The organism is Ferrimonas futtsuensis DSM 18154 (assembly GCF_000422645.1).
Taxonomy (GTDB): domain Bacteria; phylum Pseudomonadota; class Gammaproteobacteria; order Enterobacterales; family Shewanellaceae; genus Ferrimonas; species Ferrimonas futtsuensis.
In genome coordinates, this window is sequence record NZ_AUGL01000027.1 from 14,912 (window position 1) to 37,750 (window position 22,839).

A 22,839-nucleotide genomic window follows, 5' to 3' on the forward strand; every position below is an offset into this window, starting at 1 on the left:
GACGGTTGTCGACTCTAAACAATGGTTATGTTGCTGATTGTGGTACAGTGCACAAAACAGGTAATTTATGCTTAAACGCCGATCTCACCCTTATTTCATACTCTTATTTTTAATGTGGTTGTCCGGCTGTGCCACCGCTCCCCCTGCATCCAGGGACTCCGCCTCACCATCAGATTTAACCCGTTGGCAACTCAAGGGAAAGCTGGCCATTATCCAACCGGAAGAGCGACTTTCCGTCAATCTTCACTGGCAGCATAACGGCAACCGCGACGATCTTAGACTGACCAACCTGTTTGGCTCAACCCTGATCACCCTACAGGCTTCGGAAAATGGGGCCAAGATCCGTTACCAGGACAAAACCTATTCAGGCAACAACGCTTCTGAGCTGTTAGGACGCCTAACTGGCTGGGCAGTTCCCCTGACTGATCTTTCTCGTTGGATTCTTGGGCAGGGATCACAAGATGAGGGGCAAACCCTGCTGGATGACAATGGCTGGCCGTCTCAGGTCACGCTGATATTGGATCCCAATCAACCGCCCTGGCAGATGAAATATCAAGGTTGGCAACAAATTGAGGGTTATCGCATCCCCAGAATGGTCAGCTTGCGCCAGGGGGACAACAGGTTAAAATTGGCGCTTTCTGACTGGCAACCGGAGCTTCCAAGGTAATGCCAAGCACAAGCCGTAACTGGCCCGCCCCCGCCAAACTCAACCTCTTCCTTCACATCAACGGTCGTCGGGACGATGGCTACCATGAGTTGCAGACCCTGTTCCAGATTCTGGATTTCGGCGACACCCTGCATTTCACCATCACCGAGACCCCGGAGGTCACTCTGACTCCGGCCATCGAAGGGGTGGCCGATGAAGACAACCTGATTGTTCGGGCAGCCCGTCTGCTGCAGAAACACACCGGCTGTACCCTGGGCGCCCGGATAACGCTGGAGAAGCGCCTGCCCATGGGCGGCGGACTGGGAGGAGGCTCCTCAGACGCGGCCACCACCCTGGTGGCATTGAACGCTCTGTGGGGGCTGAATCTTGATGAAGATACCCTGGCAAATCTGGGACTGGGACTGGGTGCCGATGTCCCGGTGTTTGTCCGAGGCCGCGCCGCCATTGCCGACGGCGTCGGCGAGAAGTTGCGCCCGGTTGAGGTTGAAGAGCCCTGGTACCTGGTGATCGCCCCCGGCGTGGAGATCTCCACCGCCGAGATTTTCGGCCACCCCAGCCTGACCCGGGACACCCCGAAATTGGCCCAGCCGGAGTGCCGTCCCAGCCAATGGCACAATGACTGCACCCCCGTGGTGTTGCAAAGCCATGGTCAAGTTGCAAACGCCTTGGGCTGGTTGATACAATACGCGCCGTCTCAAATGACCGGCACCGGCAGCTGTGTTTTTGGCACCTTTTCCACCCAGGAGGAGGCGCTGAACGCCTATGCCGATCTGCCCAATGAGTGGCAAGGGTTCGTTGCTCGTGGCTGCAACCGCTCCCCCTTGATGGGACGGTGCCAACAGCCCCTGTAAGAGCAGCAACCGGCGACTCCACACCCAAAACAAAATAAGCCTAGCCTGAGGTTAATACTGTGCCCGACATCAAGCTCTTTGCCGGCAACGCGACTCCTGAACTGGCCCAGCGTATTGCCAACCGTCTCTACTGCTCCCTGGGCGAGGCCGACGTAGGTCGTTTCTCCGATGGCGAAATCAGCGTCCAGATCAACGAGAACGTTCGTGGTGCTGATGTCTTCATTATTCAGTCCACCTGCGCCCCTACCAACGACAACCTGATGGAGCTGGTGGTGATGGTGGATGCCCTGCGCCGCGCCTCAGCTGGCCGAATCACTGCTGTGATCCCCTACTTCGGCTACGCCCGTCAGGACCGTCGTGTTCGCTCTGCCCGTGTGCCAATCACCGCCAAGGTCGTCGCCGACTTCCTCTCCAGCGTGGGTGTTGACCGCGTGCTGACCTGTGACCTGCACGCTGAGCAGATTCAGGGTTTCTTCGACGTTCCTGTGGACAACGTATTCGGCAGCCCAGTGCTGCTGGAAGATATGCGCGCCAAGAACCTGGACAACCCCGTAGTGGTTTCCCCGGACATCGGTGGCGTAGTTCGCGCCCGCGCCGTTGCCAAGCTGCTGGACGACTCCGACCTGGCCATCATCGATAAGCGTCGCCCCCGCGCCAACGTGTCTCAGGTGATGCACATCATCGGTGACGTTCAGGATCGTGACTGCATCATCGTCGATGACATGATCGACACCGGCGGCACCCTGTGTAAGGCTGCCGAAGCCCTGAAAGAGCGTGGTGCCCGTCGCGTATTCGCTTACGCCACCCACCCAGTTTTCTCCGGCAACGCCCCGCAGAACATCACCAACTCCGTGATCGACGAAGTGATCGTCACCGACACCATTCCTCTGACCGAAGAGATGCGTGCCACCGGTAAGGTGACTCAGTTGACCATGTCCTCCGTGATGGCCGAAGCGATCCGTCGCGTCAGCAACGAAGAGTCCATCTCCGCGATGTTCGAGCATTAATCTGCTCACAAATTTCTAATCCGACAAAGGCGTTCTTCAGGAACGCCTTTTTTATTGTTTCTACAAAAATATTATTTAATTACCTTTCACCCTGCGATCTTATGCGCACATTTCGCCAAGTAATTCAGTTCAACAACAAGTGCGACTGATTGTCACATTACTGTAATGATACATTAGTGTTTCGGAATTCTTGCGAGTGTGATCTTGATCACCCAAGCGCGAATGCCATTAGTGATACCTTCCCACCAGCCAAGGTGGCGGAAAACTCATAAAATAAATCAATCGAGTATCCAGTATGATGAAATTGCAAAAATCCCTGATCGCGGTCTCCCTGCTGGCAGCCCTGTCTGCCTGTTCTGACTCCGACAACGACAAGCCGGCTCCCGAAGTCTGCGGCGCCGACAACTGCACCAAATTCACCATCCTTCACACCAACGACAACCACGGTCGTTTCTGGGAAAACGGCTACGGCGAGTACGGCATGGCTGCCCGTAAGACCCTGGTCGACCAGATCCGCGACGAAGTGGAAAAAGATGGCGGGTATTCGCTGCTGCTGTCCGGCGGCGACATCAACACCGGTGTACCAGAGTCCGATCTTCAAGACGCCAAACCCGATTTCATCGGCATGAACATGATCGGTTACGACGCCATGGCCGTGGGTAACCATGAATTCGATAACCCTCTGGATGTACTGGAAAATCAGCGTGACTGGGCTGACTTCCCCATGCTGGCTGCCAACATCTATGACGCCGATGGTGAGCGCTACTTCCAGCCCTACAAGATCTTTACCCTGGGTGAACTGCGCATCGCCGTGGTGGGCCTGACCACCGAAGATACCGTGAAGATCGGTAACCCCAACTACATCTCTGAGCTGACCTTCACCGATCCCAAAGAGGAACTGAAGAAGGTTATCGCCGAGATCGAAGAGAACAAGAGCGCCGACCTGGTGTTCGCCACCACCCACATGGGTCACTACGCCAATGGCGACCACGCCTCCAACGCCCCGGGTGACGTCGCCTTGGCTCGCGCCATGGAAGAGGGTCAACTGGCTGCGGTAATCGGTGGTCACTCTCAGAACCCGGTATGCATGAGCGCCGATGGCAACAGCTACGACGCTGATTTTGCTCCCGGCAGCGACTGCAAGCCAGATCAGCAGAATGGCACCTGGATCATGCAGGCCCACGAGTGGGGCAAGTACGTTGGTCGTGCCGACTTCGAATACTACGGCGGCGAACTGCACCTGACCAGCTACAAGCTGATGCCTGTTAACCTGGCCCAGTACGACGGCTGGCGCGTAGTCAAGGACGAGCAGGGCAACGTGGTTCGCGTGGCTGAAGAGATCAAGCCTGACTCCTTCGTAAAAGAGACCCTGCGCCCCTACCAGGAAGCCGGCCAGGCTCAGCTGGATGTGGTTATCGGCTCTACCGACCAGACCTTCGTCGGCGGTGACCGCGACGTGGTCCGTGCCCGTCAGGCGGCCATTGGTCAGCTGCTGATCTCTGCGCAGCGCACCCATCCTCAAATCAACGCTGACTTCGGCATCATGAACGGTGGCGGTATCCGCGCCGACATCGCCGCCGGTGACATCAGCTACCGTCACGTACTGACCGTCCAGCCCTTCGGCAACGTGGTATCCCGCGCCGCCATGAGCGGCAGCGAGCTGACTACCTACCTGGCCTCTCTGGCCACCATCGAGGGCGCCGGTAAGAATGGCGGTTACGCCCACTTCAGCAACATCGAAATGACCGTAGACTGCGGTGAGAAGACCGTAGAGATCGCCAAGATCAACGGTGAGAACTTCGATGCCGGCAAGGAGTACACCTTCTCCATCCCGGACTTCAGCGCCGCTGGCGGTGACGGCTACCCAGTGATCGACGTGATCAACACCGGCCTGGTGGACGCAGACATCCTGAGAAACTACGTTGAAACCAACTCCCCGCTGAGCTGGGCCGACTACGAGCCTCAGGGCGAAGTTGAGTACGTCAACAACGAAAGCGGTTACACCGGCGGTTGTGGCGCGGCTCCAGCAGCTGACTAACCTCAGCGTTTAACTCGCACCGATTAAGGCGGCTCCTCGAGCCGCCTTTTTTGTTGCCTGTGGCGATAAATTGAGAACACCGGGGTCAAAGTGGTACACTGCGCTGCCTTTGCCCCCAGGCCGGTCCCCGGCAGGGTCATCGACTGAAGGTGGAAGGGTTCATCTCCCTTTCTCAGGCAGCTCCCAAGGTTTATTAGTTAAAAGAGTCCAAAAGACAGTGAGTAACGACATTAAGTTGATCGTCGGCCTGGCCAACCCAGGGCCGGAATACAGCAATACCCGTCACAATGCCGGCGCCTGGCTGGTGGAGGAGCTGGCCCGCATGCACGGTGTCAACCTCAAGGCGGAGAGCAAGTTCTTTGGACTCACAGGTCGAATTCAACAGGGAAGTGCCGATCTGCGCCTGCTGATCCCCACCACCTTTATGAACCTCTCCGGCAAAGCTGTCGGTGCCATGGCCAACTTCTATGGCCTGACTCCGGAGCAGATCCTGGTGGTTCACGATGAGCTGGACCTTCCCCCCGGCGTTGCCCGTCTGAAAAAAGGCGGCGGCCACGGCGGTCACAATGGCCTGAAAGACACCATCAGCAAACTGGGCAACAACAAAGAGTTCTACCGCCTGCGTATCGGCATCGGCCACCCGGGCGATAGAAACAGAGTGAGTGGTTACGTATTGGGCAAAGCGCCCGCTGCCGAGCAGCGTGCCATTGATGAAGCCGTGGACGAAGCGTCCCGCTGCATCGACATCCTGCTCAAAGACGGCATCACCAAAGCAATGAATCGACTCCATACATTCAAGGCCGAGCCGGCCTGAACGTAAACAGAAAGGTTTTCCATCATGGGTTTTAAATGCGGAATCGTCGGCCTGCCTAACGTGGGCAAGTCCACCCTCTTCAATGCACTGACCAAAGCCGGTATCGAAGCGGCCAACTTCCCCTTCTGCACCATCGAGCCGAACACCGGCGTGGTGCCCGTGCCAGACAGCCGTCTGGATGCCCTGGCGCAGATCGTCAACCCCCAGCGGGTGCTGCCCACCACCATGGAGTTTGTGGACATCGCCGGCCTGGTAAAGGGGGCCTCCACCGGTGAAGGCCTGGGCAACAAATTCCTGGCCAACATTCGTGAAACCGATGCCATCGGTCACGTGGTACGCTGCTTCGAGAACGACAACATCGTTCACGTGGCCGGCGGCGTGGACCCGGGTGCCGACATCGAGGTGATCAACACCGAGCTGGCCCTGGCCGATCTGGACGCCGTAGAGCGCGCCCTGCTGCGTCTGGGCAAACGCGCCAAGGGCGGTGACAAGGACGCCAAGTTCGAAATCACCGTACTGGACAAGGTCAAGCCAATTCTGGAAGAGGGCGGCATGGCTCGCTCCGTAGAGCTGGACACCAATGAGAGAAAGGCGATCGACTACATGGGTCTGCTGACGCTCAAGCCCACCATGTACATCGCCAACGTCAATGATGACGGTTTCGAGAACAACCCCTACCTGGATCAGGTACGTGAAATCGCCGCCAAAGAGAATGCCGTGGTGGTTGCAGTATGCGCCGAAATCGAATCGGAGATCGCCGAGCTGGATGACGAAGAGCGTGACGAGTTCATGGCGGATCTGGGCATCGAAGAGCCCGGCCTGAACCGAGTCATTCGTTCCGGCTACGAACTGCTGGATCTGCAAACCTACTTCACCGCCGGTGTGAAAGAGGTGCGCGCCTGGACCATCCCCGTGGGTGCCACCGGCCCTCAGGCTGCCGGTAAAATTCACACCGATTTCGAGCGTGGTTACATCCGCGCCGAGGTGATCGCCTACGACGACTACGTCGAACTGGGGGGCGAAAACGCCGCCAAGGAAGCCGGTAAAAAACGCTCCGAAGGTAAAGACTACATTGTTAAAGATGGCGACGTTATCCACTTCCTGTTTAACGTCTAACCCCCCCGTCTGACAAGGACACTCTGAACGCCCCGCAGCAGCGGGGCGTTTCTTTTTTCCGGCCATCCTCGGCTACACTTTCCCTCTGATTCGGTGGCGCCCCTGGTTAAGGAGCATTCGCAACTCGACCAGGGGAAAACCGAATCGGTCATTTTGCAGTCGAACGATGCTTCTGGGCCCAAATCCGTGGAAAAAAGCGGTTGACCCAATCCACGGTTCTACGCATAATACGCCCCGCTTCCCACGATGGGGAGAGAAAACAAAACGATGGCTACGTAGCTCAGCTGGTTAGAGCACAGCACTCATAATGCTGGGGTCGCAGGTTCAAGTCCCGCCGTAGCTACCATCTCCTTTTCGAGATGGATAGAGACTTCTCTTAACGTTTGTTTTCATCTGTTGGGCTATCGCCAAGCGGTAAGGCAGCGGGTTTTGATCCCGCCATTCCCAGGTTCGAATCCTGGTAGCCCAGCCATTTTTCGTGGCTATGTAGCTCAGCTGGTTAGAGCACAGCACTCATAATGCTGGGGTCGCAGGTTCAAGTCCCGCCATAGCCACCATTATTTCGTTGCCCGCAACGACATAACTCCTGTGCGGGAGTGGCGGAATTGGTAGACGCGCCAGATTTAGGTTCTGGTATCGCAAGGTGTGAGAGTTCAAGTCTCTCCTCCCGCACCATTTAATTCAGTTGGGCTATCGCCAAGCGGTAAGGCAGCGGGTTTTGATCCCGCCATTCCCAGGTTCGAATCCTGGTAGCCCAGCCATTTTATGATGAGATGGTTAGAGACAACGGGTTTTACTCCCGGCGTCGGCGCCCAGGTTCGCAAATCCTGGTAGCCCAGCCATCTTTCAAGTGGCTGCATCTGGCACCCATTTAACAATTTGTTGGGCTATCGCCAAGCGGTAAGGCAGCGGGTTTTGATCCCGCCATTCCCAGGTTCGAATCCTGGTAGCCCAGCCATCTTTCAAAGAACCAGCCGAGTGCTGGTTTTTTTGATCCCGGCGTCTACCCCCAGGTCCGAACCGGGTAGCCCAGCCATAAAAAAGAAAAAGCCTGCTTTCGAGCGGGCTTTTTTGATCCCGGCGTCAGCCCCAGGTCCGAACCGGGTAGCCCAGCCATCTTTCAAAGAACCAGCCGAGTGCTGGTTTTTTTGATCCCGGCATCTACCCTCAGGTCCGAACCGGGTAGCCCAGCCATAAAAAGAAAAAGCCTGCTTTCGAGCAGGCTTTTCTTGTTCCGGCGTTTGCTCCCAACAACAAAGGTCCGCGTCTGTGCGGGCCGCCTCTACTGTTTATCCGGTGCTGGCCTGGCGGCAATGGCCAGCATCTGCTGGTAGCGTTCGGCAATCAGATTGAGCTGATAGAGCACAAAGCCGGTCCTGTCGACTCTGCCCTCCTCCACCAGTCGGTACAACCGCTGTCGCTCCTGCTCGACAGACTCGGGCCACTGGCCACTGCCCTGCCCCTCCAGCGCCTGATTCAGGGCAGCCACCGCCCCGGTAAGCACCCGGTGGGCAGTCTGAGACTGCTCCTCAGTCAGCTGGATACCACGCCGCGCCGCGGGAGCCAGGGCATTGAGATGGGACTGCGTCTCCTTATAGAGCCGAATCAGCTCTGCCGAATCACGGTGACGACTGTAACTGGGCTCCTGACGCATCTGTTCGAAGCTGCTGGTCAGGGCCACCCCCTGCTCATAGGTATAGCGGCGAGCCCGTGCCAGAGACAGAGAGGTGGCCTCCTTCCCCTCAAATACCGACAACACCAGCAACAGATAGTGATTCAACCGTCCAATTGCCTGTCGCCTCAGCTCAGCCTGGCGGCCACCCTGCCACTGCGGCCAGAGATATCGGTACCCCAGCAGCACCACAGCACAGCCAATAACGGTTTCCAGCAGGCGCAAAGGCATCACGCTCATCCCCTGTCCGGCGATGTACTCGAACACCATGATCAGAATGATGGTGCCCAGGGTGCAGGAGTAGCCGTGGTGCACAGGGATCAGCGAGAGGGTAGGCGGCACCAGTACCAACCCCAGAGCCAGGGCCCAGTTGCCGGTCAATCCCAGCGACAGCGCGCTGGCCGCCAGCCCCAGCCCCACCAGGGTACCCCAGATCCTCTGCCAGGCCCGCTGACGGGTATCGACGATGCCACCCCGGACCACCAGCAGGACGGAGAGCAGTGCCCAATACCCCTTGTCCAGATGAAAGTACTGGATGATCCCCATGGTCATCGCCAGCAGCAGTCCCTGGCGCACCGCGCCGCGGAAGATGGGCGAGGACCAGTTCAGGTGCTGCCGCCAGCGTTGCCAGTGATCCATGACCGGCTCCTGACCTATCATCGGCCGGCGGTAGAGCGGCGCCACCCTCTGGGCCAGACGGCTTATCCGCCTCGCGTTGGAGACAAAATAGGGCGCAATGCTAGCGAAACGGCCTCGCTGCAGCGGGGTCAGGGCGGTCAGCAACTGCTGCTCCACATCCGCCAGTCTCGGGTCCTCCCCCAGGGGGTGGACCGTCACCAGGTGGTCCGCCACCTGGCGCAGGCGCCGGCTGGTCACCGCCACCCACAGGCGATAGGCGGGCAATACCCCTGGCTGGGCAAACAGGGCACGACTGAGTTCGGGGTTGGGGATCGCCTGCAATCTCTCCTGCAGGTCCACCGCCGCCACAAACGCCTGATACAGCTCCGGCGTCAGCCGCTGTCGGGATTTGGCCACCGCCACATAGCGCCGAACCAGGGCCAGCTGCTCAGCCAGCGGCAGATCGAATCGGGCCCCCAGAGAGGGGTCCTCCAACCAACGTAGCCGGCTGGCCAGGATCACCGCCAGCCGTCGATAGCTCAGGGCCAACGCCTGGCGCAGCGGATACTCCCTCTGGGCACGAAACCACCAGTCGGAAAACAGCACCACCCACAGGGCCGCCAAAGTAGTGCCTAGGGCAAACTGCCAGGCCGGGATCACCCCGGCCGAGACCTGGGACATGGCCGCCATCACCAGCGCGGCAAGCCCGGTCCTGCCCGACAACTCACCAAAGGCGGACAGGGTAGTCAGCAGCACGCCGGCCAGCAGCAGGGCCGGTACCAGCGAAGGAGGCCACCAGGCGCCCAGGGCGCCAAACACCCAGGCCACGCCACCGAGCAGGGGGATGGACCAGGCCAGACGCTTGCCCCAGCCCGGAGAGGGTTGATCTATGCCGGAGATAAATACGCAGGGCAGGGCCAGCAGCGACAGCAGCCCCAGCAAAAACAGGTCCAGGGTCCAGGCCAGGGCCAGCCACAGCATGACCGCCGTGCTGAGACGCAGCGCCAGATTGATGTGACCGTTGAACCACCAGCGCCGAAAGGAGAGCAGCACTATTACAGACCCATGGCGTACTGCATCACCTTACGCTTGATGGGGCCAGAGTGTTCCGCCAGAGTCAGCCCAAGATTTCGCACCAGTTTCAGAGGCAGGTGGTCGTTGCTGAACATCAGGTAGAAGGCATCCATGGCCGATTGCATCGCCAGGTTGTCCGGGTGACGGCGACGCTGGTAGCGCTTGAGGACAGACTCGCCGTGAATGGGCTCATCCCGCTCCATCGCCTCACGCAGCACTTCAGCCAGCACCGCCACATCCTTGAAGCCCAGATTGACGCCCTGTCCTGCCAGGGGGTTGATGGTGTGGGCCGCGTCGCCCAGCAGCACCATGCGTCCCTTGAAGTAGGCCTTGGCATGCTGCCGGGTCAGGGGAAAGCTGGCCAGTTGCTCAATCTCAAACTCCCCCAGGCGATCGGGGAAGGCGGCAACGATGGCGCGTTTGAGCTCGGAAGGACTCAGACGCTTAAGCTCGGCAACCGTCTGCGGGGCGTCATACCACACCAGGGAAGCGTGATTGCCCGCCAGGGGCAACAGAGCCCTGGGGCCGGTCGGGGTAAACTCCTGCCAGGTGCCCTGTTGCTGAGGCTCCTGGGTGCGGATATTGATGGCCAGACAGTGCTGACGGTAGTTCCAGCCGCTGACCCCGATCCCCGCCTGGCGACGCACCTGGGACTGGGCACCGTCGCACCCCAGCAGCAACTGCCCCTGGTAGAAGGTGCCATCGGCCTCCAGCCAGGCGCCCTGATCATCCTGCCAGAAACGCTCTGGACGGACGCCGGTGATCAGGCGGATGCGGCTGTGACGACGCACCGCCTGCCACAAAGAGAGTTGCAGAATGCGATTTTCAACAATATGACCCAGATGGGACAGCCCAAGCTCATCGGCGTCGAAACAGATGCGGCCCCCTTGCCACTCCCAGGTTTCCAGGGTCCGATAGGGGGCACTGCGCATGCTCTCCACACCGGCCCAGCCTCCCAGGCTCTCAAGCAGTCGCTCCGATGCCTGACTGATGGCACTGACGCGAAGGTCCATGGGCTGCTCGGCGTTATAATCAGCCGGCTCCCGGGCTTCAAACAGAGTGACCTCCAGGCCCAGGTCCGCCAGGGCCAGGGCACTGGCCGCTCCCACCATGCCGCCACCGGCAATCAAAATATCGCTCTGCTCCATCCCATCCTTCCGGGCTCCAACGAAGATGGGGCCATCATATCATGACCAATTCTTACCGGCTGTAACTGAGTGTGTGTTTCCCGGCCATTCCACACACTCCTTTACAACCCTTCCCTGGCAGCTTCAGAGCAGCTCCTACACTTAGCTTGCGAAAGCCACTCTGGACCTGTGAGGTGAGTTATGAAGGCCCCAACGACAATGCTGATGTTTGCCCTGGCCCCCCTGCTGTTAACGGCCGCCCCGAGAGCCGATTACACCATGGAGGTGTATGCCCCCCTGCCGATCGTGGCCCAGGCCCAGTTTGAAATGGAGGAGCAACTCAAAGACGATATTCTGGCGCAGTCTCGCCAGGCCCTGATGGCCAGTGGACTGGAGCTAAGCGAACAGTTTGCCCAAGCAGAAGAAACAGATACCCAGCGCTCGGCGCCCATAAAAGCCACTGCCGGGCCTCAAACCCTAAGCCCCCAATGATGGTTAACACTGTGCAGCAACTAGCCAGATGGAGTTTTCGGGTTTAGAATAGCCCGCTATTTTTTCATTAGGTAATACGAGCGGCACAGTTTGATGAGCAAAAAACTGCACATTAAAACCTGGGGTTGCCAGATGAATGAGTATGACTCCGACAAGATGGCGGGTCTGCTCGAATCCTTTGGCAACTACTCCCTGACCGAGGACGCGGCACAAGCCGACGTGCTCCTTCTGAACACCTGTTCCATCCGTGAGAAGGCGCAGGAGAAGGTGTTCCATCAGCTGGGTCGCTGGAAGCCTCTCAAGGAAGCGAACCCCAACCTGGTGATTGGCGTTGGCGGCTGTGTGGCCTCCCAGGAGGGGGACGCCATTCGCGAGCGCGCCGCCTTCGTGGACATCGTCTTTGGCCCCCAGACTCTGCATCGCCTGCCGGAGATGATCACCCGCATCCAGCAGGGTGAACACGGTGTGGTGGATGTTTCCTTCCCTGAAATCGAGAAGTTTGACCGTCTGCCTGAGCCCCGCGCCGAGGGTGCCACCGCCTTCGTCTCCATCATGGAAGGGTGCAACAAGTACTGCAGCTTCTGTGTGGTGCCCTACACCCGGGGTGAAGAGGTGAGCCGTCCCCTGGACGACGTCCTCTACGAGATTGCCCAACTGGCGGAGCAGGGAGTGCGTGAGATCAACCTGCTGGGCCAGAACGTCAATGCTTACCGCGGTGCCACCCATGACGGTGAGATCTGCAGTTTTGCGGATCTGCTGCGCTATGTGGCCGCCATCGACGGCATCGACCGCCTGCGCTATACCACCAGCCATCCGGTGGAGTTCACCCAGGACATCATCGACGCCTACGCCGATGTACCGGAGCTGGTGGACTTTCTGCACCTGCCGGTCCAGAGCGGCTCCGACCGCATCCTGACCCAGATGAAACGCAACCACACCGCGCTGGAGTTCAAATCGATCATCCGTCGTCTGCGCAAGGTGCGCCCGGAGATCCACATCAGTTCCGATTTCATCGTAGGTTTCCCCAACGAGACCGACGACGACTTCGAGCAGACCATGAAACTGATCCAGGAGATCGACTTCGACCAGAGCTTCTCCTTCATCTACAGCCCCCGCCCCGGCACGCCGGCGGCGGATCTGCCCGATGACGTGACCGAAGAGACCAAGAAGCAACGTCTCTACATCCTGCAGGAGCGGGTCAATCAGCAGGCGATGCAGTACAGCCGTCGCATGCTGGGCACCGTTCAGCGCATCCTGGTGGAGGGCACCTCCAAGAAGAATGTGATGGAGCTTCGCGGCAAGACCGAGAACAACCGCACCGTAAACTTCGAAGGCGCCCCCGAGATGATCGGCAGCTTCGTCGATGTGGAGATCACCGAGGTTATGCCCAACTCATTACGTGGTATAGTGGTAAGGACCGAGGATCAGATGGATCTGCGCCGTCAGTTGCGCCCTTCTGAGATTCTCGCCAAGCGCCCCGCCGGCGAACCAGACGAGCTGGGCGTTGCCACTTTTCAGCCGTAATCGGAGACCGGCTTGACCAACAAATTAGTGACACACGATGTGTACCTCGAGCCGGCTGAAAGCAGCCGGCTTGCCGCCCTGTGCGGCCCCTTCGACGATAACCTGAAACAACTGGAGCGCCGACTCGGCGTAGAGATCAGCTACCGCAACAACCACTTTCAGGTGGTGGGTCAGCTTCAGTTTGTTCATGGCGCCATCGGCATCCTCAAGGACCTCTATGTGCAGACCGCCCCGGTACGCGGCGCCATGCCGGATCTGGAGCCCGATCAGGTGCACCTGGCGATTCAGGAGTTCGTTGCCCTCGAAGCGGAACAGGATGAGAGCGCCTTGGGCAAAGAGGTGTTCTTCAAGACCAAGCGTGGCATCCTCAAACCCCGCAACCCCAACCAGGCGCAGTACATCCGTAACATCATCAGCCACGACATCACCTTCGGTGTCGGTCCGGCCGGTACGGGTAAGACCTACCTGGCGGTGGCGGCTGCGGTGGATGCCCTGGAGCGCCAGGAGGTGCGTCGCATCCTGCTGACCCGCCCCGCGGTGGAAGCGGGTGAGAAGCTGGGCTTTTTGCCCGGCGACCTCTCCCAGAAGGTGGATCCCTACCTGCGTCCCCTGTACGACGCCCTGTTTGAGATGTTGGGTTTCGAGCGGGTGGAGCGGCTGATTGAGCGCAACGTCATCGAAGTGGCCCCGCTGGCCTACATGCGTGGCCGCACCCTCAATGATGCCTTCGTCATCCTGGATGAGAGTCAGAACACCACCACAGAGCAGATGAAGATGTTCCTGACCCGTATCGGCTTCAACAGCCGGGCGGTGATCACCGGCGACATCACCCAGGTGGATCTGCCGCGCAATGTCCGTTCCGGCCTGCGCCACGCCATCGAAGTGCTGCGCGATGTGGAATCCATCAGCTTCAACTTCTTCCAGAGCGGCGACGTGGTCCGTCACCCCGTGGTGGCGCGCATCGTTGACGCCTATGAGAAACATGACCAGGAGCAACACAAGCTCAAGGTCGAGCGGGAGAAAACCCGCCAGCAGGAGGAGGCCAAAGAGGATGGAACTGATTCTTGATCTTCAGCCTGTAGCCGAAGGCTTTGATCTGCCAAGCGAAGCCCAGTTCCAAAGCTGGGCCGAGGCCGCCCTGGCCCAGGAGCGCGACATTGCGGAGCTGAGCATCCGTATCGTCAGCGCCGAAGAGAGCCAGGAACTCAACCGCGACTACCGGGGCAAGGACAAACCCACCAATGTGCTCTCCTTCCCTTTTGAAGCACCGCCGATGATCCCCACCGACCTGATCGGTGACCTGGTGATTTGTGCAGAAGTTGTTGAAAAAGAGGCAAAAGAGCAACAAAAAACTGCCAGGGACCACTGGGCCCACATGGTTGTACACGGTTGCCTGCATCTGATAGGTTATGATCATCTGGAGGATGAGGAAGCGGAGCAGATGGAAACTCTGGAAACCCGCATTCTCCATGGACTGGGCATCAGCGATCCTTACACGGAACGCTGAGCCTTTTTTGCTGTTTTAACGACGAGAAGTTATGAACGAAGACAACCCTCCGTCGAGCCAGGGCTCTCCTAAAAAGAGCTGGCTTGAGCGCATTTCCCAGCTGTTTGGCGGTGAGCCGAAAAACCGCAAAGAGCTGGTCGACGTGATCCAGGACGCCGAAGAGCGGGATCTGATTGACCAGGACACCAAAGAGATGATCAAAGGGGTGCTGGAGGTTTCCGACCTGCGCGTCCGTGACGTGATGATTCCACGCTCCCAGATTATCGCCATCGAAAAGAATCAGGACCTGGGTGCCTACCTGTCCACCATCATCGAATCCGGCCACTCCCGCTTCCCCGTTGTGGACAAGGATAAGGACCACATCGAAGGGATCCTGCTGGCCAAGGACATGTTGCCCTACGGCTTCAGCGGCGACGCCAGTGAAGTGGAGCTGGAGTCTATCATGCGCCCCGCGGTGGTGGTCCCCGAAAGCAAGCGGGTGGACGTACTGCTCAAGGAGTTTCGTCAGAAACGCTACCATATGGCCATCGTCGTCGATGAGTATGGCGGCGTATCTGGCCTGGTCACCATCGAGGATATCCTCGAGGAGATCGTCGGCGACATCGGCGATGAGTTCGACACCGATGAGGATCAGTCCCAAAACATCCGCAAGGTGGGCAAACAGGTGTGGTCCGTGGCCGCCCTGACTCCGGTCGAAGAGTTCAATGAGCACTTTGGCTCCGAGTTTTCCGACGAGGAGTTCGATACCATCGGCGGCATCGTCAGCCACGCCTTCAACCACCTGCCCATGCGCGGTGAAAAGGTGGAACTGGCGGGCTTCGAGTTCAAGGTGGTCAACGCCGATACCCGGCGGCTGCTGCAGCTGCAGGTGCGCAACCTGGAGAAGCAGAACCCCCAGACCGAGGATGAGTCTGCCGCCTGATGTTGTCCCGGCCCTCCTCCAAACTCCGGTTGATGATGGCGCTGCTGTGCGGCGCCCTCTCCCCCTTTGCTTTTGCCCCCTATCACTTCAGTCCGGTGCTGCTGCCAGCGCTGATGGGTCTGTTATGGCTCAGTGAAGCACAGACAGCCAAACGCAGTGCCCTGCTGGGCTGGAGCTTCGGCTTTGGCCTGTTTGCCCACGGCATCGCCTGGGTGCATGTGAGCATCGACAATTTCGGCGGCCTGCCCCTGCCGGTGTCTCTGCTGCTGATGACCCTGCTGGCGAGTTATCTGGCGCTGTTCCCTGCCCTGACCCTAGGGCTGCTGGGTCGATTCTGGCCCGAAGCCAGCGGTCGCAGGGTGCTGGCCTTCTCGGCATTGTGGCTGCTAACTGAGTGGCTCAGGGGTAAGCTGCTGACCGGCTTCCCCTGGCTGTGGCTGGGCTACAGTCAGGTGGAGGGCCCCCTCGCTCCTTTGGCCAGCTCTCTGGGTGCCCTGGGCCTGGGCTGGCTTATCGCCCTGCTGGCCGGCGCGCTGCTGATGCTGCTGCGCCGCCGCTGGCTGTGGCTGCTGGCACCGGCCTCCACCGCCCTGGCCCTGACTCTGCTGCCCACTCTGAACACCATAGAGCGCAGTGGCGAAACCTTCTCAGTGGCCCTGGTTCAGGGCAACATCCCCCAGAGTCTCAAATGGGAGCCCGAGCAACTTTGGCCCACCCTGCTCAAGTACCAGGACCTCAGTCGCCCCCATATGGATGCGGATCTGGTGGTGTGGCCGGAGGCGGCGGTGCCCGCCCCGGAGATGATGGTGGACGACTTCCTCAACAGCTTCGATCATGCGGCCGCTTTCCGGGGCACCCATGTGATCACTGGCATCATCAGCGCCGACAGTGTCACCCGGGAGTTCTTCAACTCGCTGCTGGTGCTGGGAGACGATGATGGCCCCAGGCGCCACCAGCCCGGTGACGATAACCGCTACCACAAGAGCCATCTGCTGCCCATCGGCGAATTTGTGCCCCTGGAATCAGTGCTGCGCCCCCTGGCCCCCCTGTTCAACCTGCCCATGTCCTCCTTCACCCGGGGCGACAGGGTGCAGCAGAACTTGCGGGCTGGCGAGCTCAACCTGGCGCCGGCCATCTGTTACGAAATTGCCTTCCCCGAGCAGCTCAGGGCCAACATCACCGACGACACCGATCTGTTGCTGACCGTCTCCAATGACGCCTGGTTTGGTCACTCTACCGGCCCGCTGCAGCACATGGAGATCGCCCGGATGCGCTCCATGGAGCTGGGTAAGCCACTGCTCAGGGTCACCAACAATGGCGTCACCGCCATTGTGGATGAACTGGGAAGGATGCAGGCAAAGCTGCCTCAGTTTGAGGAGGGGGTACTCACCGGCGATGTGGCCCTGGTTCAGGGCAGCACGGTGTTTGGCCGTTATGGCCAGAACAGCGCCTGGTTACTGGCGCTGCTGGCTCTGGTGGGTGCCTGTATCAGGGTGCCAGCATCTTCCGCGAGAAGAAGCGATGATCGCACTCAGGACAGGCCGGCAGAAGATCAGGCCGATTGAAGGTCATCTCATGGCCGCACTTGTCGCACACCAGGATCCCCAGGCCGACCACCTCACCGGCTTCGTAGGTTCCCTGGTGGCGCAGGTCTTCGCCCAGTTCATGCCACTCCAGCTGGCTCTTATCGGTGATCTCCGCCAACCACTGCCACAAAGTGTTCTCCAGCCCCAGGGTAAACAGGCTTGAGGGCTGCTCCACCTGATCACCCGCGTGCAGGACAAACTCAGCCAGGTCCCGGCGCAGAAACTGCTCCACCATCTCCAGCTCGCCCTGAGACAGGCTCTCCTTAAGCTGAAGGTAGGCACTGCTGTCTGTCAGAACCTGACTGAGCTGGCTCAGAGTCAGGTCCGGATCCTCCTGATAACGGCGCTCCATCTCCCTCAGCAGCGCCTCGTAACGTTCAATCAACCGACTTTTTTCTTCCGCCATGGCCATCTCCATTGCAGCTGGGTCAGACAGTACCGGCGAAGCCGCCAGCACAATTCGTTGATATCTTTGGTATAACACATAATCCACTCCGCCGACATCCCTTGTACTTAAGGGGCCACACTCCGGGTGAGACTGGCGTTCGTCCGGCAGTGGCACCTGGGATGCAGCCAGCGGATAATCGGGAAAAATCGGCCCCTCCCATCATTGGTATTAGCCGCCCGCTGAGTTATTCTATGCAGATCTTTTTATGAGCCATAGTTGGCTCGAAATCAAAATATCAGTCGTGGATCCTATCGTGTCGATGCAAGAGCAATACAACCCCAGCGATATCGAACCCAATGTGCAGCGCCACTGGGAACAGCAACAAACCTTCACCGCCGTTGAGCAAGAGGGCAAAGAGAAGTTCTATTGCCTCTCCATGTTCCCCTACCCCAGCGGCCGTCTACACATGGGCCACGTGCGCAACTACACCATCGGTGACGTGATCTCCCGATACCAGCGTATGCAGGGCAAGAATGTGCTGCAGCCCATCGGTTGGGACGCTTTCGGCCTGCCTGCCGAGAATGCCGCCGTAAAAAATAAGGCGGCACCGGCCCCCTGGACCTACGAAAACATCGATTACATGAAGGGTCAGCTGAAGATGCTGGGCTTCGGTTACGACTGGAATCGTGAACTGGCCACCTGTAAGCCGGATTACTACCGCTGGGAGCAGTGGTTCTTCACCGAGCTCTACAACAAGGGGCTGATCTACAAGAAGACCAGCTCAGTAAACTGGTGTGATAACGATCAGACCGTGCTGGCCAACGAACAGGTTATCGACGGCTGCTGCTGGCGCTGCGACACCCCGGTGATCCAGAAGGAGATCCCCCAGTGGTTCGTGAAGATCACCGACTACGCCGATCAGCTGCTCAGCGACATGGATCAGCTGGACGGTTGGCCAGAGATGGTGAAAACCATGCAGCGCAACTGGATCGGTCGCTCCGAAGGGGTAGAGATGACCTTCGACGTGGATGGCATGGATGAAAGCTTCACCATCTACACCACCCGCCCCGATACCGTGATGGGTGTGACCTACGTCGGCATCGCCGCCGGCCACCCATTGGCTGCGGTCGCCGCCCAGAACAACCCTGAACTGGCGGCCTTTATCGACGAGTGCAAGAACACCAAGGTTGCCGAAGCGGAGCTGGCCACCATGGAGAAGAAGGGGATGGCCACCGGCCTGTACGCCATCCACCCCCTCAACGGCGCCAAGGTGCCGGTGTTCGTCGCCAACTTCGTCCTGATGGATTACGGCACGGGTGCGGTGATGGCCGTTCCTGCCCACGATCAGCGTGACTACGAGTTTGCCTCCAAGTACGGGCTGGAGATCAAACCGGTAATCAAACCCACCGACGGCGAGCTGGACATCAGCGAGCAGGCCTACACCGACAAGGGCGTCCTGTTCAACTCCGGCGAGTTCGACGGCCTGGACTTCGACGGTGCCCTGAACGCCATCGCCGCCAAGCTGGGTGAACTGAGCAAGGGCCACAAGACCACCAACTTCCGTCTGCGCGACTGGGGTGTGTCCCGTCAGCGTTACTGGGGCGCCCCGATCCCCATGGCCACCCTGGAGAACGGTGAAACCGTCCCGGTGCCCGCCGAAGATCTGCCGGTGATCCTGCCGGAAGATGTGGTGATGGATGGCGTGACCAGCCCCATCAAGGCGGACAAGGCCTGGTCCCAGACCACCATCAATGGTGAGAAGGCCACCCGCGAAACCGACACCTTCGACACCTTTATGGAGTCCTCCTGGTACTACGCCCGCTACACCAGCGTCGGTACCGACGACGCCATGCTGGACCCCAGCAAGGCCAACTACTGGCTGCCGGTAGACCAGTACATCGGCGGCATCGAGCACGCCAACATGCACCTGCTCTATTTCCGCTTCTTCCATAAGCTGCTGCGCGACGCCGGCCTGGTAAGCTCCGACGAGCCCGCCAAGCGCCTGCTGTGCCAGGGCATGGTGCTGTGTGACGCCTTCTACTACACCGGTGACAACGGTCAGCGAGTCTGGGTTGCCCCCACCGAGGTGACTCTGGAGCGTGATGCCAAGGGTGCCATCGTCAAGGCCACCGACGGCGAAGGCCGTGAGCTGGTGCACTCCGGCATGACCAAGATGTCCAAGTCCAAGAACAACGGCATCGATCCCCAGGAGATGGTGGACAAGTACGGCGCCGACACCGTGCGCCTGTTCATGATGTTTGCCGCCCCGCCAGAGATGACCCTGGAGTGGCAGGAGTCTGGTGTAGAAGGCGCCAACCGCTTCCTCAAGCGCCTGTGGAAGCTGGCTTACGAACACCTCAACCTGGGCACCGCCCCGGCCCTGGACCTGACTGCACTGAGCGGCGATCAGAAGGCCCTGCGCCGTGACCTGCACAAGACCATCGCCAAGGTGGGCGATGACCTGGGGCGCCGCCAGACCTTCAACACCGCCATCGCCGCGGTGATGGAACTGATGAACAAGCTGACCAAGGCACCCAGGGAGTCCGAACAGGATCGCGCCCTGATGCAGGAAGCCCTGGAAGCCGTGGTTAAGATGCTGGCCCCCATCACTCCCCATGTGTGTTTCCACCTGTGGAACGCCTTGGGCATGGACGGGGACATCGACACCCAAGCGTGGCCTGTGGCGGACAAGGACGCCATGGTCGAAGAGGAGAAGCTGATCGTGGTGCAGGTGAACGGCAAGGTTCGCTCCCGCATCACCGTGGCCGCCGACGCCACTCAGGAGCAGGTCCAGCAACTGGCCCTCTCTGAGGAGAACGTCAGCAAGTTCACCGACGGCAAGACCCTGCGCAAGGTGATCTACGTGCCCGGCAAGCTGCTCAACATCGTAGCCAACTAAGGAGATCGGAGTGCTGAGACACGCTCTGACCGCCCTGCTGGCACTGACCCTTCTGGTCAGTGCCGGTTGCGGCTTTCATCTCAAGGGGGATTATCTGATCCCCGAACCGCTTCAGACTCTGCAACTGGAGAGTTCTGATGAGTATGGTGAGCTGCACCGCCTGGTGGGCGAGCGTCTGCGCCTCTCCGACATCGATGTGGTGGAGAACGACTCCGCTCCCCGGCTCTGGCTGGGGGACGACAATCTGGAGCGCTCCACCCTCTCCCTGTTTCCCTCAGGCCAGGTGGCGGAGTATGAGCTGATCTACTCAGTGAAGTTTGCCGTGGGTTTCCAGGGCAAACCCTCCCAGAGCTTCGATCTGGAGATCCGCCGCGACTACCTGGACGATCCCCGCACCGCCCTGGCGAAAAACCGCGAGCTGGATCTGCTGCTCAAGGAGATGCGTGCCGAAGCGGCTGATCGCATCATCCGCACCCTCTCCAGCATCAAGGTTCAATAGATGCGGATCTTTGTCAGCCAGCTGGGGCAGCACCTGACCCAGCTGCCTGCCATCGTCATGGTGTTTGGCGACGACCTGCTGCTGCGGGATGAAGCCAGGGACCAGATCCGGGCTGCCGCCCGTGACCAGGGGTTCAGCGAACGCCTCTCCCTGGTTCAGGAGTCTCCCTTCAACTGGCAGGACCTGGCCCAGGAGTGCCAGTCCCTCTCCCTGTTTGCCAGTCGCCGCATCATCGAACTGGAGCTGCCCAACAGCAAACCCGGTGCCGATGGCAGCGCAGTACTGACCGAATTGGCCCCCCGGCTTCAGGACACCCTGCTGCTGCTCCATGGCCCCAAACTGGGCAAGGAGCAGACCAACAGCAAGTGGTTCAAAACCCTGGAAGCTGCTGGCCTCTATGTTCAGGCCCTGACCCCGGAAGGCCCCCATTACCAGCGTTGGCTGCAGGGGAGGCTTCGCCATCATGGGGTTAACCTACAGCCCGATGCCCTGGCTCAGTTTGGCGAGATGTTCGAAGGCAATCTGCTGGCCGCCGACCAGGCGATGGCCCAACTGGCGCTGCTGGCCGGCAACCGCAGCATCGGCAGCGATGCCCTCTCCAAGCTGCTCTCCAACCAGTCCAGATACACGGTTTACCAGCTGACGGACCTGTTGCTTCAGGGGCAGTGCGACAAGGCGCTGACCGTGCTGGGGCAGCTCAAACTGGAGGACACCGCACCTGTACTGATCAACTGGGCCCTGATCCGGGAGCTGCAGCTGTTGCTGGAGCTGCAACAAGGGGTGAGCCGGGGAGAGAATCAGGCTGCCCTGTTCAAGAAGCTGAAGATCTGGCCCAAGCGTCAGGCCCTCTATCGGGGCTGTCTGCACAGACTGCCCCTGGCCCGCATCGCCTCCCTGCTGGGGCGCTGTGGCGCCCTGGAACAGCGTATCAAGGGTGAAGCCGAGTCTCCCTGGACCGAACTGAGCGAAGTCTGCCTGGGCTTTGCCCAGCGCTATCAGGAGTTCACACCATGTCACTGAGGATGCTCGGCCTGCTGGGGGGCACCTTCGATCCCATCCACAACGGTCACCTGCAGATGGCACTGGAGCTGCACCGTCGCCTGGGGCTGGATGAGCTGAGGCTGCTGCCCAACCGTCTGCCGCCTCACAAGCCCGGCGCCCACGCCGACAGCGAGCAACGCCTGGCCATGGTGAGACTTGCCTGTGCGCCACACCCTCAGCTGTCCGTGGACGACCGTGAACTCAAGCGTCAGCAGCCCTCCTATACGGTGGACACCCTTGAGCAGCTCAGACAGGAGCACCCTGACGATGCCCTGTGCTTCATCATCGGCATGGACTCCCTGGTCAGCTTCAACCAGTGGTATCTGCCAGAGCGAATCCTGGAACTGGCCAATCTGGTGGTCTGCCGTCGTCACGGCATCGCAGCGCCGGAGCTGGGTGCGTTCAACGAGGCGATCACTACGGATCCACACACCTTAAGCGAGCACCCCTGCGGTCAGATCCTGCTGACGGACCTGGAACCTGTGGGTCTCTCCTCAACCGCCATTCGGGCCGCCCTGGCGTCAGGCCAGCTGCCCCGTGACCACATTCCCGCCGCCGTTGCCGACTATATCGACCACAATGGCCTCTATGACCATGGAGTCGCCCCCGGCGGCAGGGTATAATGGTCCGCTTTGCATATTAACCTTGGGAGCCGACAGTGACCCCCGTAGAACTGAAAGACTTTGTAGTAGAGAAAGCTGAAGAGCTGAAGTGTCGTGACCTGGTGGTCCTGGACATCAGCGACAAATCCACCGTGGCCGAATTCATGGTGGTGTGCAGCGGCACCTCCAAAACCCACGTTCGCGCCATCGCCGAGAACGTGGCCCTGGAAGCCAAGCGCATCGATCAGGCCCCTCTGGGCGTTGAAGGCAAAGAGTCCGGAGAATGGGTTCTGGTTGACCTGGGTGACGTGATTCTGCACTCCATGCAGGAGCAGACTCGTGACTTCTACCAGCTGGAGAAGCTGTGGTCCGCTCATCCGGAGCAGAAATAACCG

20 protein-coding genes and 6 tRNA genes are annotated in these 22,839 nt (G+C 59.7%); 23 read left to right on the forward strand and 3 right to left on the reverse strand.

The genetic code is table 11. From position 1 onward, the window contains the following. Nucleotides 1-67: 67 nt before the first annotated feature. From lolB to G505_RS0115960, 12 genes are all read left to right on the forward strand, one after another. The gene (lolB, locus tag G505_RS0115905) at nucleotides 68-667 is read left to right on the forward strand and encodes a lipoprotein insertase outer membrane protein LolB (RefSeq protein WP_028110459.1); all 600 of its coding nucleotides are present in this window, start codon (nucleotides 68-70) and stop codon (nucleotides 665-667) included. Continuing rightward, nucleotides 667-1,518, forward strand: coding sequence for a 4-(cytidine 5'-diphospho)-2-C-methyl-D-erythritol kinase (gene ispE, locus G505_RS0115910; protein WP_028110460.1), 852 nt, complete (start codon nucleotides 667-669; stop codon nucleotides 1,516-1,518). Before lolB ends, ispE begins: the two co-directional genes overlap by 1 nt. A gap of 59 nt (nucleotides 1,519-1,577) precedes the next feature. Then, nucleotides 1,578-2,525, forward strand: coding sequence for a ribose-phosphate pyrophosphokinase (locus tag G505_RS0115915; RefSeq protein WP_028110461.1), 948 nt, complete (start codon nucleotides 1,578-1,580; stop codon nucleotides 2,523-2,525). A 298-nt stretch (nucleotides 2,526-2,823) separates the two neighbouring features. Then, the gene (gene ushA, locus G505_RS21785) at nucleotides 2,824-4,563 is read left to right on the forward strand and encodes a bifunctional UDP-sugar hydrolase/5'-nucleotidase UshA (RefSeq protein ID WP_051216336.1); all 1,740 of its coding nucleotides are present in this window, start codon (nucleotides 2,824-2,826) and stop codon (nucleotides 4,561-4,563) included. 217 nt (nucleotides 4,564-4,780) lie between these two features. After that, complete coding sequence (gene pth / locus G505_RS0115925; RefSeq protein WP_028110462.1) at nucleotides 4,781-5,377, forward strand: aminoacyl-tRNA hydrolase; 597 nt, start codon at nucleotides 4,781-4,783, stop codon at nucleotides 5,375-5,377. Between the two features lie 24 nt (nucleotides 5,378-5,401). Next, nucleotides 5,402-6,493: a redox-regulated ATPase YchF gene (gene ychF / locus G505_RS0115930; protein ID WP_028110463.1), complete on the forward strand. Its 1,092-nt coding sequence runs from the start codon at nucleotides 5,402-5,404 to the stop codon at nucleotides 6,491-6,493. Between the two features lie 269 nt (nucleotides 6,494-6,762). Next, nucleotides 6,763-6,839 (forward strand) — tRNA-Met (locus G505_RS0115935). A gap of 51 nt (nucleotides 6,840-6,890) precedes the next feature. Further along, a tRNA-Gln gene (locus G505_RS0115940) sits at nucleotides 6,891-6,965 on the forward strand. 8 nt (nucleotides 6,966-6,973) lie between these two features. Next, a tRNA-Met gene (locus G505_RS0115945) sits at nucleotides 6,974-7,050 on the forward strand. Between the two features lie 33 nt (nucleotides 7,051-7,083). After that, nucleotides 7,084-7,168 (forward strand) — tRNA-Leu (locus tag G505_RS0115950). An 11-nt stretch (nucleotides 7,169-7,179) separates the two neighbouring features. Further along, nucleotides 7,180-7,254, forward strand: a tRNA-Gln gene (locus G505_RS0115955). 122 nt (nucleotides 7,255-7,376) lie between these two features. After that, nucleotides 7,377-7,451 (forward strand) — tRNA-Gln (locus G505_RS0115960). 324 nt (nucleotides 7,452-7,775) lie between these two features. On the opposite strand, the gene G505_RS0115965 is transcribed toward G505_RS0115960, so the two are convergent. Together G505_RS0115965 and G505_RS0115970 are read right to left on the reverse strand one after the other, a co-directional pair. Then, nucleotides 7,776-9,836, reverse strand: a complete 2,061-nt coding sequence (locus G505_RS0115965; protein ID WP_028110464.1) for an FUSC family protein — start codon at nucleotides 9,834-9,836, stop codon at nucleotides 7,776-7,778. Nucleotides 9,837-9,838: 2 nt separating this feature from the next. Further along, nucleotides 9,839-11,005 carry an FAD-dependent oxidoreductase gene (locus tag G505_RS0115970; protein ID WP_028110465.1) on the reverse strand — a complete coding sequence of 389 codons (1,167 nt, stop codon included), beginning with the start codon at nucleotides 11,003-11,005 and terminating at the stop codon, nucleotides 9,839-9,841. A 180-nt stretch (nucleotides 11,006-11,185) separates the two neighbouring features. On the opposite strand from G505_RS0115970, the gene G505_RS0115975 reads away from it, so the two are divergent. The 6 genes from G505_RS0115975 (at nucleotide 11,186) to lnt (ending at nucleotide 16,994) form a co-directional block, all read left to right on the forward strand. Then, complete coding sequence (locus tag G505_RS0115975; protein WP_157509249.1) at nucleotides 11,186-11,476, forward strand: hypothetical protein; 291 nt, start codon at nucleotides 11,186-11,188, stop codon at nucleotides 11,474-11,476. 93 nt (nucleotides 11,477-11,569) lie between these two features. Next, entirely contained in the window at nucleotides 11,570-13,000 is a 1,431-nt protein-coding gene (gene miaB / locus G505_RS0115980) for a tRNA (N6-isopentenyl adenosine(37)-C2)-methylthiotransferase MiaB (protein ID WP_028110467.1), read from the forward strand. A 12-nt stretch (nucleotides 13,001-13,012) separates the two neighbouring features. Beyond that, nucleotides 13,013-14,068 carry a PhoH family protein gene (locus G505_RS0115985; RefSeq protein WP_028110468.1) on the forward strand — a complete coding sequence of 352 codons (1,056 nt, stop codon included), beginning with the start codon at nucleotides 13,013-13,015 and terminating at the stop codon, nucleotides 14,066-14,068. Further along, nucleotides 14,052-14,507 (forward strand): rRNA maturation RNase YbeY, encoded by a 456-nt coding sequence (ybeY, locus tag G505_RS0115990; protein WP_028110469.1) that lies wholly within the window; start codon nucleotides 14,052-14,054, stop codon nucleotides 14,505-14,507. Before G505_RS0115985 ends, ybeY begins: the two co-directional genes overlap by 17 nt. A 31-nt stretch (nucleotides 14,508-14,538) precedes the next feature. Continuing rightward, nucleotides 14,539-15,429, forward strand: coding sequence for a CNNM family magnesium/cobalt transport protein CorC (corC, locus tag G505_RS0115995; RefSeq protein ID WP_028110470.1), 891 nt, complete (start codon nucleotides 14,539-14,541; stop codon nucleotides 15,427-15,429). Further along, on the forward strand, nucleotides 15,429-16,994 hold the full coding sequence (gene lnt / locus G505_RS21790) for an apolipoprotein N-acyltransferase (RefSeq protein ID WP_084644033.1): 1,566 nt from the start codon (nucleotides 15,429-15,431) through the stop codon (nucleotides 16,992-16,994). Before corC ends, lnt begins: the two co-directional genes overlap by 1 nt. Here lnt and G505_RS0116005 read toward each other — a convergent pair. After that, nucleotides 16,918-17,421 (reverse strand): zinc ribbon-containing protein, encoded by a 504-nt coding sequence (locus G505_RS0116005; protein WP_028110471.1) that lies wholly within the window; start codon nucleotides 17,419-17,421, stop codon nucleotides 16,918-16,920. The two genes, lnt and G505_RS0116005, sit on opposite strands and share 77 nt — an antisense overlap. A 301-nt stretch (nucleotides 17,422-17,722) precedes the next feature. On the opposite strand from G505_RS0116005, the gene leuS reads away from it, so the two are divergent. Genes leuS through rsfS form a run of 5 tightly spaced genes read left to right on the forward strand, consistent with a single transcriptional unit; the run spans nucleotide 17,723 to nucleotide 22,836 of the window. Then, complete coding sequence (gene leuS / locus G505_RS0116010) at nucleotides 17,723-20,302, forward strand: leucine--tRNA ligase (RefSeq protein ID WP_028110472.1); 2,580 nt, start codon at nucleotides 17,723-17,725, stop codon at nucleotides 20,300-20,302. Nucleotides 20,303-20,312: 10 nt separating this feature from the next. Continuing rightward, a complete protein-coding gene (locus tag G505_RS0116015; protein WP_035385491.1) occupies nucleotides 20,313-20,801 on the forward strand; it encodes an LPS-assembly lipoprotein LptE in 489 nt (162 codons plus the stop codon). Then, nucleotides 20,802-21,821, forward strand: a complete 1,020-nt coding sequence (gene holA / locus G505_RS21795; RefSeq protein ID WP_051216330.1) for a DNA polymerase III subunit delta — start codon at nucleotides 20,802-20,804, stop codon at nucleotides 21,819-21,821. It begins immediately after the preceding gene. After that, the gene (gene nadD / locus G505_RS0116025; RefSeq protein WP_028110474.1) at nucleotides 21,812-22,465 is read left to right on the forward strand and encodes a nicotinate-nucleotide adenylyltransferase; all 654 of its coding nucleotides are present in this window, start codon (nucleotides 21,812-21,814) and stop codon (nucleotides 22,463-22,465) included. The genes holA and nadD overlap by 10 nt, the downstream gene beginning before the upstream one ends. A 35-nt stretch (nucleotides 22,466-22,500) precedes the next feature. Next, nucleotides 22,501-22,836 carry a ribosome silencing factor gene (rsfS, locus tag G505_RS0116030; protein WP_028110475.1) on the forward strand — a complete coding sequence of 112 codons (336 nt, stop codon included), beginning with the start codon at nucleotides 22,501-22,503 and terminating at the stop codon, nucleotides 22,834-22,836. Nucleotides 22,837-22,839: the final 3 nt, after the last annotated feature.

What these genes read in the sequence shown, in the direction of transcription:
- lolB (WP_028110459.1), top strand. Translation starts at nt 68, where the DNA reads ATGCTTAAACGCCGATCTCACCCTTATTTCATACTCTTATTTTTAATG.
- ispE (WP_028110460.1), top strand. Translation starts at nt 667, where the DNA reads ATGCCAAGCACAAGCCGTAACTGGCCCGCCCCCGCCAAACTCAACCTC.
- ushA (WP_051216336.1), top strand. Translation starts at nt 2,824, where the DNA reads ATGAAATTGCAAAAATCCCTGATCGCGGTCTCCCTGCTGGCAGCCCTG.
- ychF (WP_028110463.1), top strand. Translation starts at nt 5,402, where the DNA reads ATGGGTTTTAAATGCGGAATCGTCGGCCTGCCTAACGTGGGCAAGTCC.
- G505_RS0115970 (WP_028110465.1), bottom strand. Translation starts at nt 11,005, where the DNA reads ATGGAGCAGAGCGATATTTTGATTGCCGGTGGCGGCATGGTGGGAGCG.
- G505_RS0115975 (WP_157509249.1), top strand. Translation starts at nt 11,186, where the DNA reads ATGAAGGCCCCAACGACAATGCTGATGTTTGCCCTGGCCCCCCTGCTG.
- miaB (WP_028110467.1), top strand. Translation starts at nt 11,570, where the DNA reads ATGAGCAAAAAACTGCACATTAAAACCTGGGGTTGCCAGATGAATGAG.
- ybeY (WP_028110469.1), top strand. Translation starts at nt 14,052, where the DNA reads ATGGAACTGATTCTTGATCTTCAGCCTGTAGCCGAAGGCTTTGATCTG.
- corC (WP_028110470.1), top strand. Translation starts at nt 14,539, where the DNA reads ATGAACGAAGACAACCCTCCGTCGAGCCAGGGCTCTCCTAAAAAGAGC.
- lnt (WP_084644033.1), top strand. Translation starts at nt 15,429, where the DNA reads ATGTTGTCCCGGCCCTCCTCCAAACTCCGGTTGATGATGGCGCTGCTG.
- G505_RS0116005 (WP_028110471.1), bottom strand. Translation starts at nt 17,421, where the DNA reads ATGGCGGAAGAAAAAAGTCGGTTGATTGAACGTTACGAGGCGCTGCTG.
- leuS (WP_028110472.1), top strand. Translation starts at nt 17,723, where the DNA reads ATGCAAGAGCAATACAACCCCAGCGATATCGAACCCAATGTGCAGCGC.
- holA (WP_051216330.1), top strand. Translation starts at nt 20,802, where the DNA reads ATGCGGATCTTTGTCAGCCAGCTGGGGCAGCACCTGACCCAGCTGCCT.
- nadD (WP_028110474.1), top strand. Translation starts at nt 21,812, where the DNA reads ATGTCACTGAGGATGCTCGGCCTGCTGGGGGGCACCTTCGATCCCATC.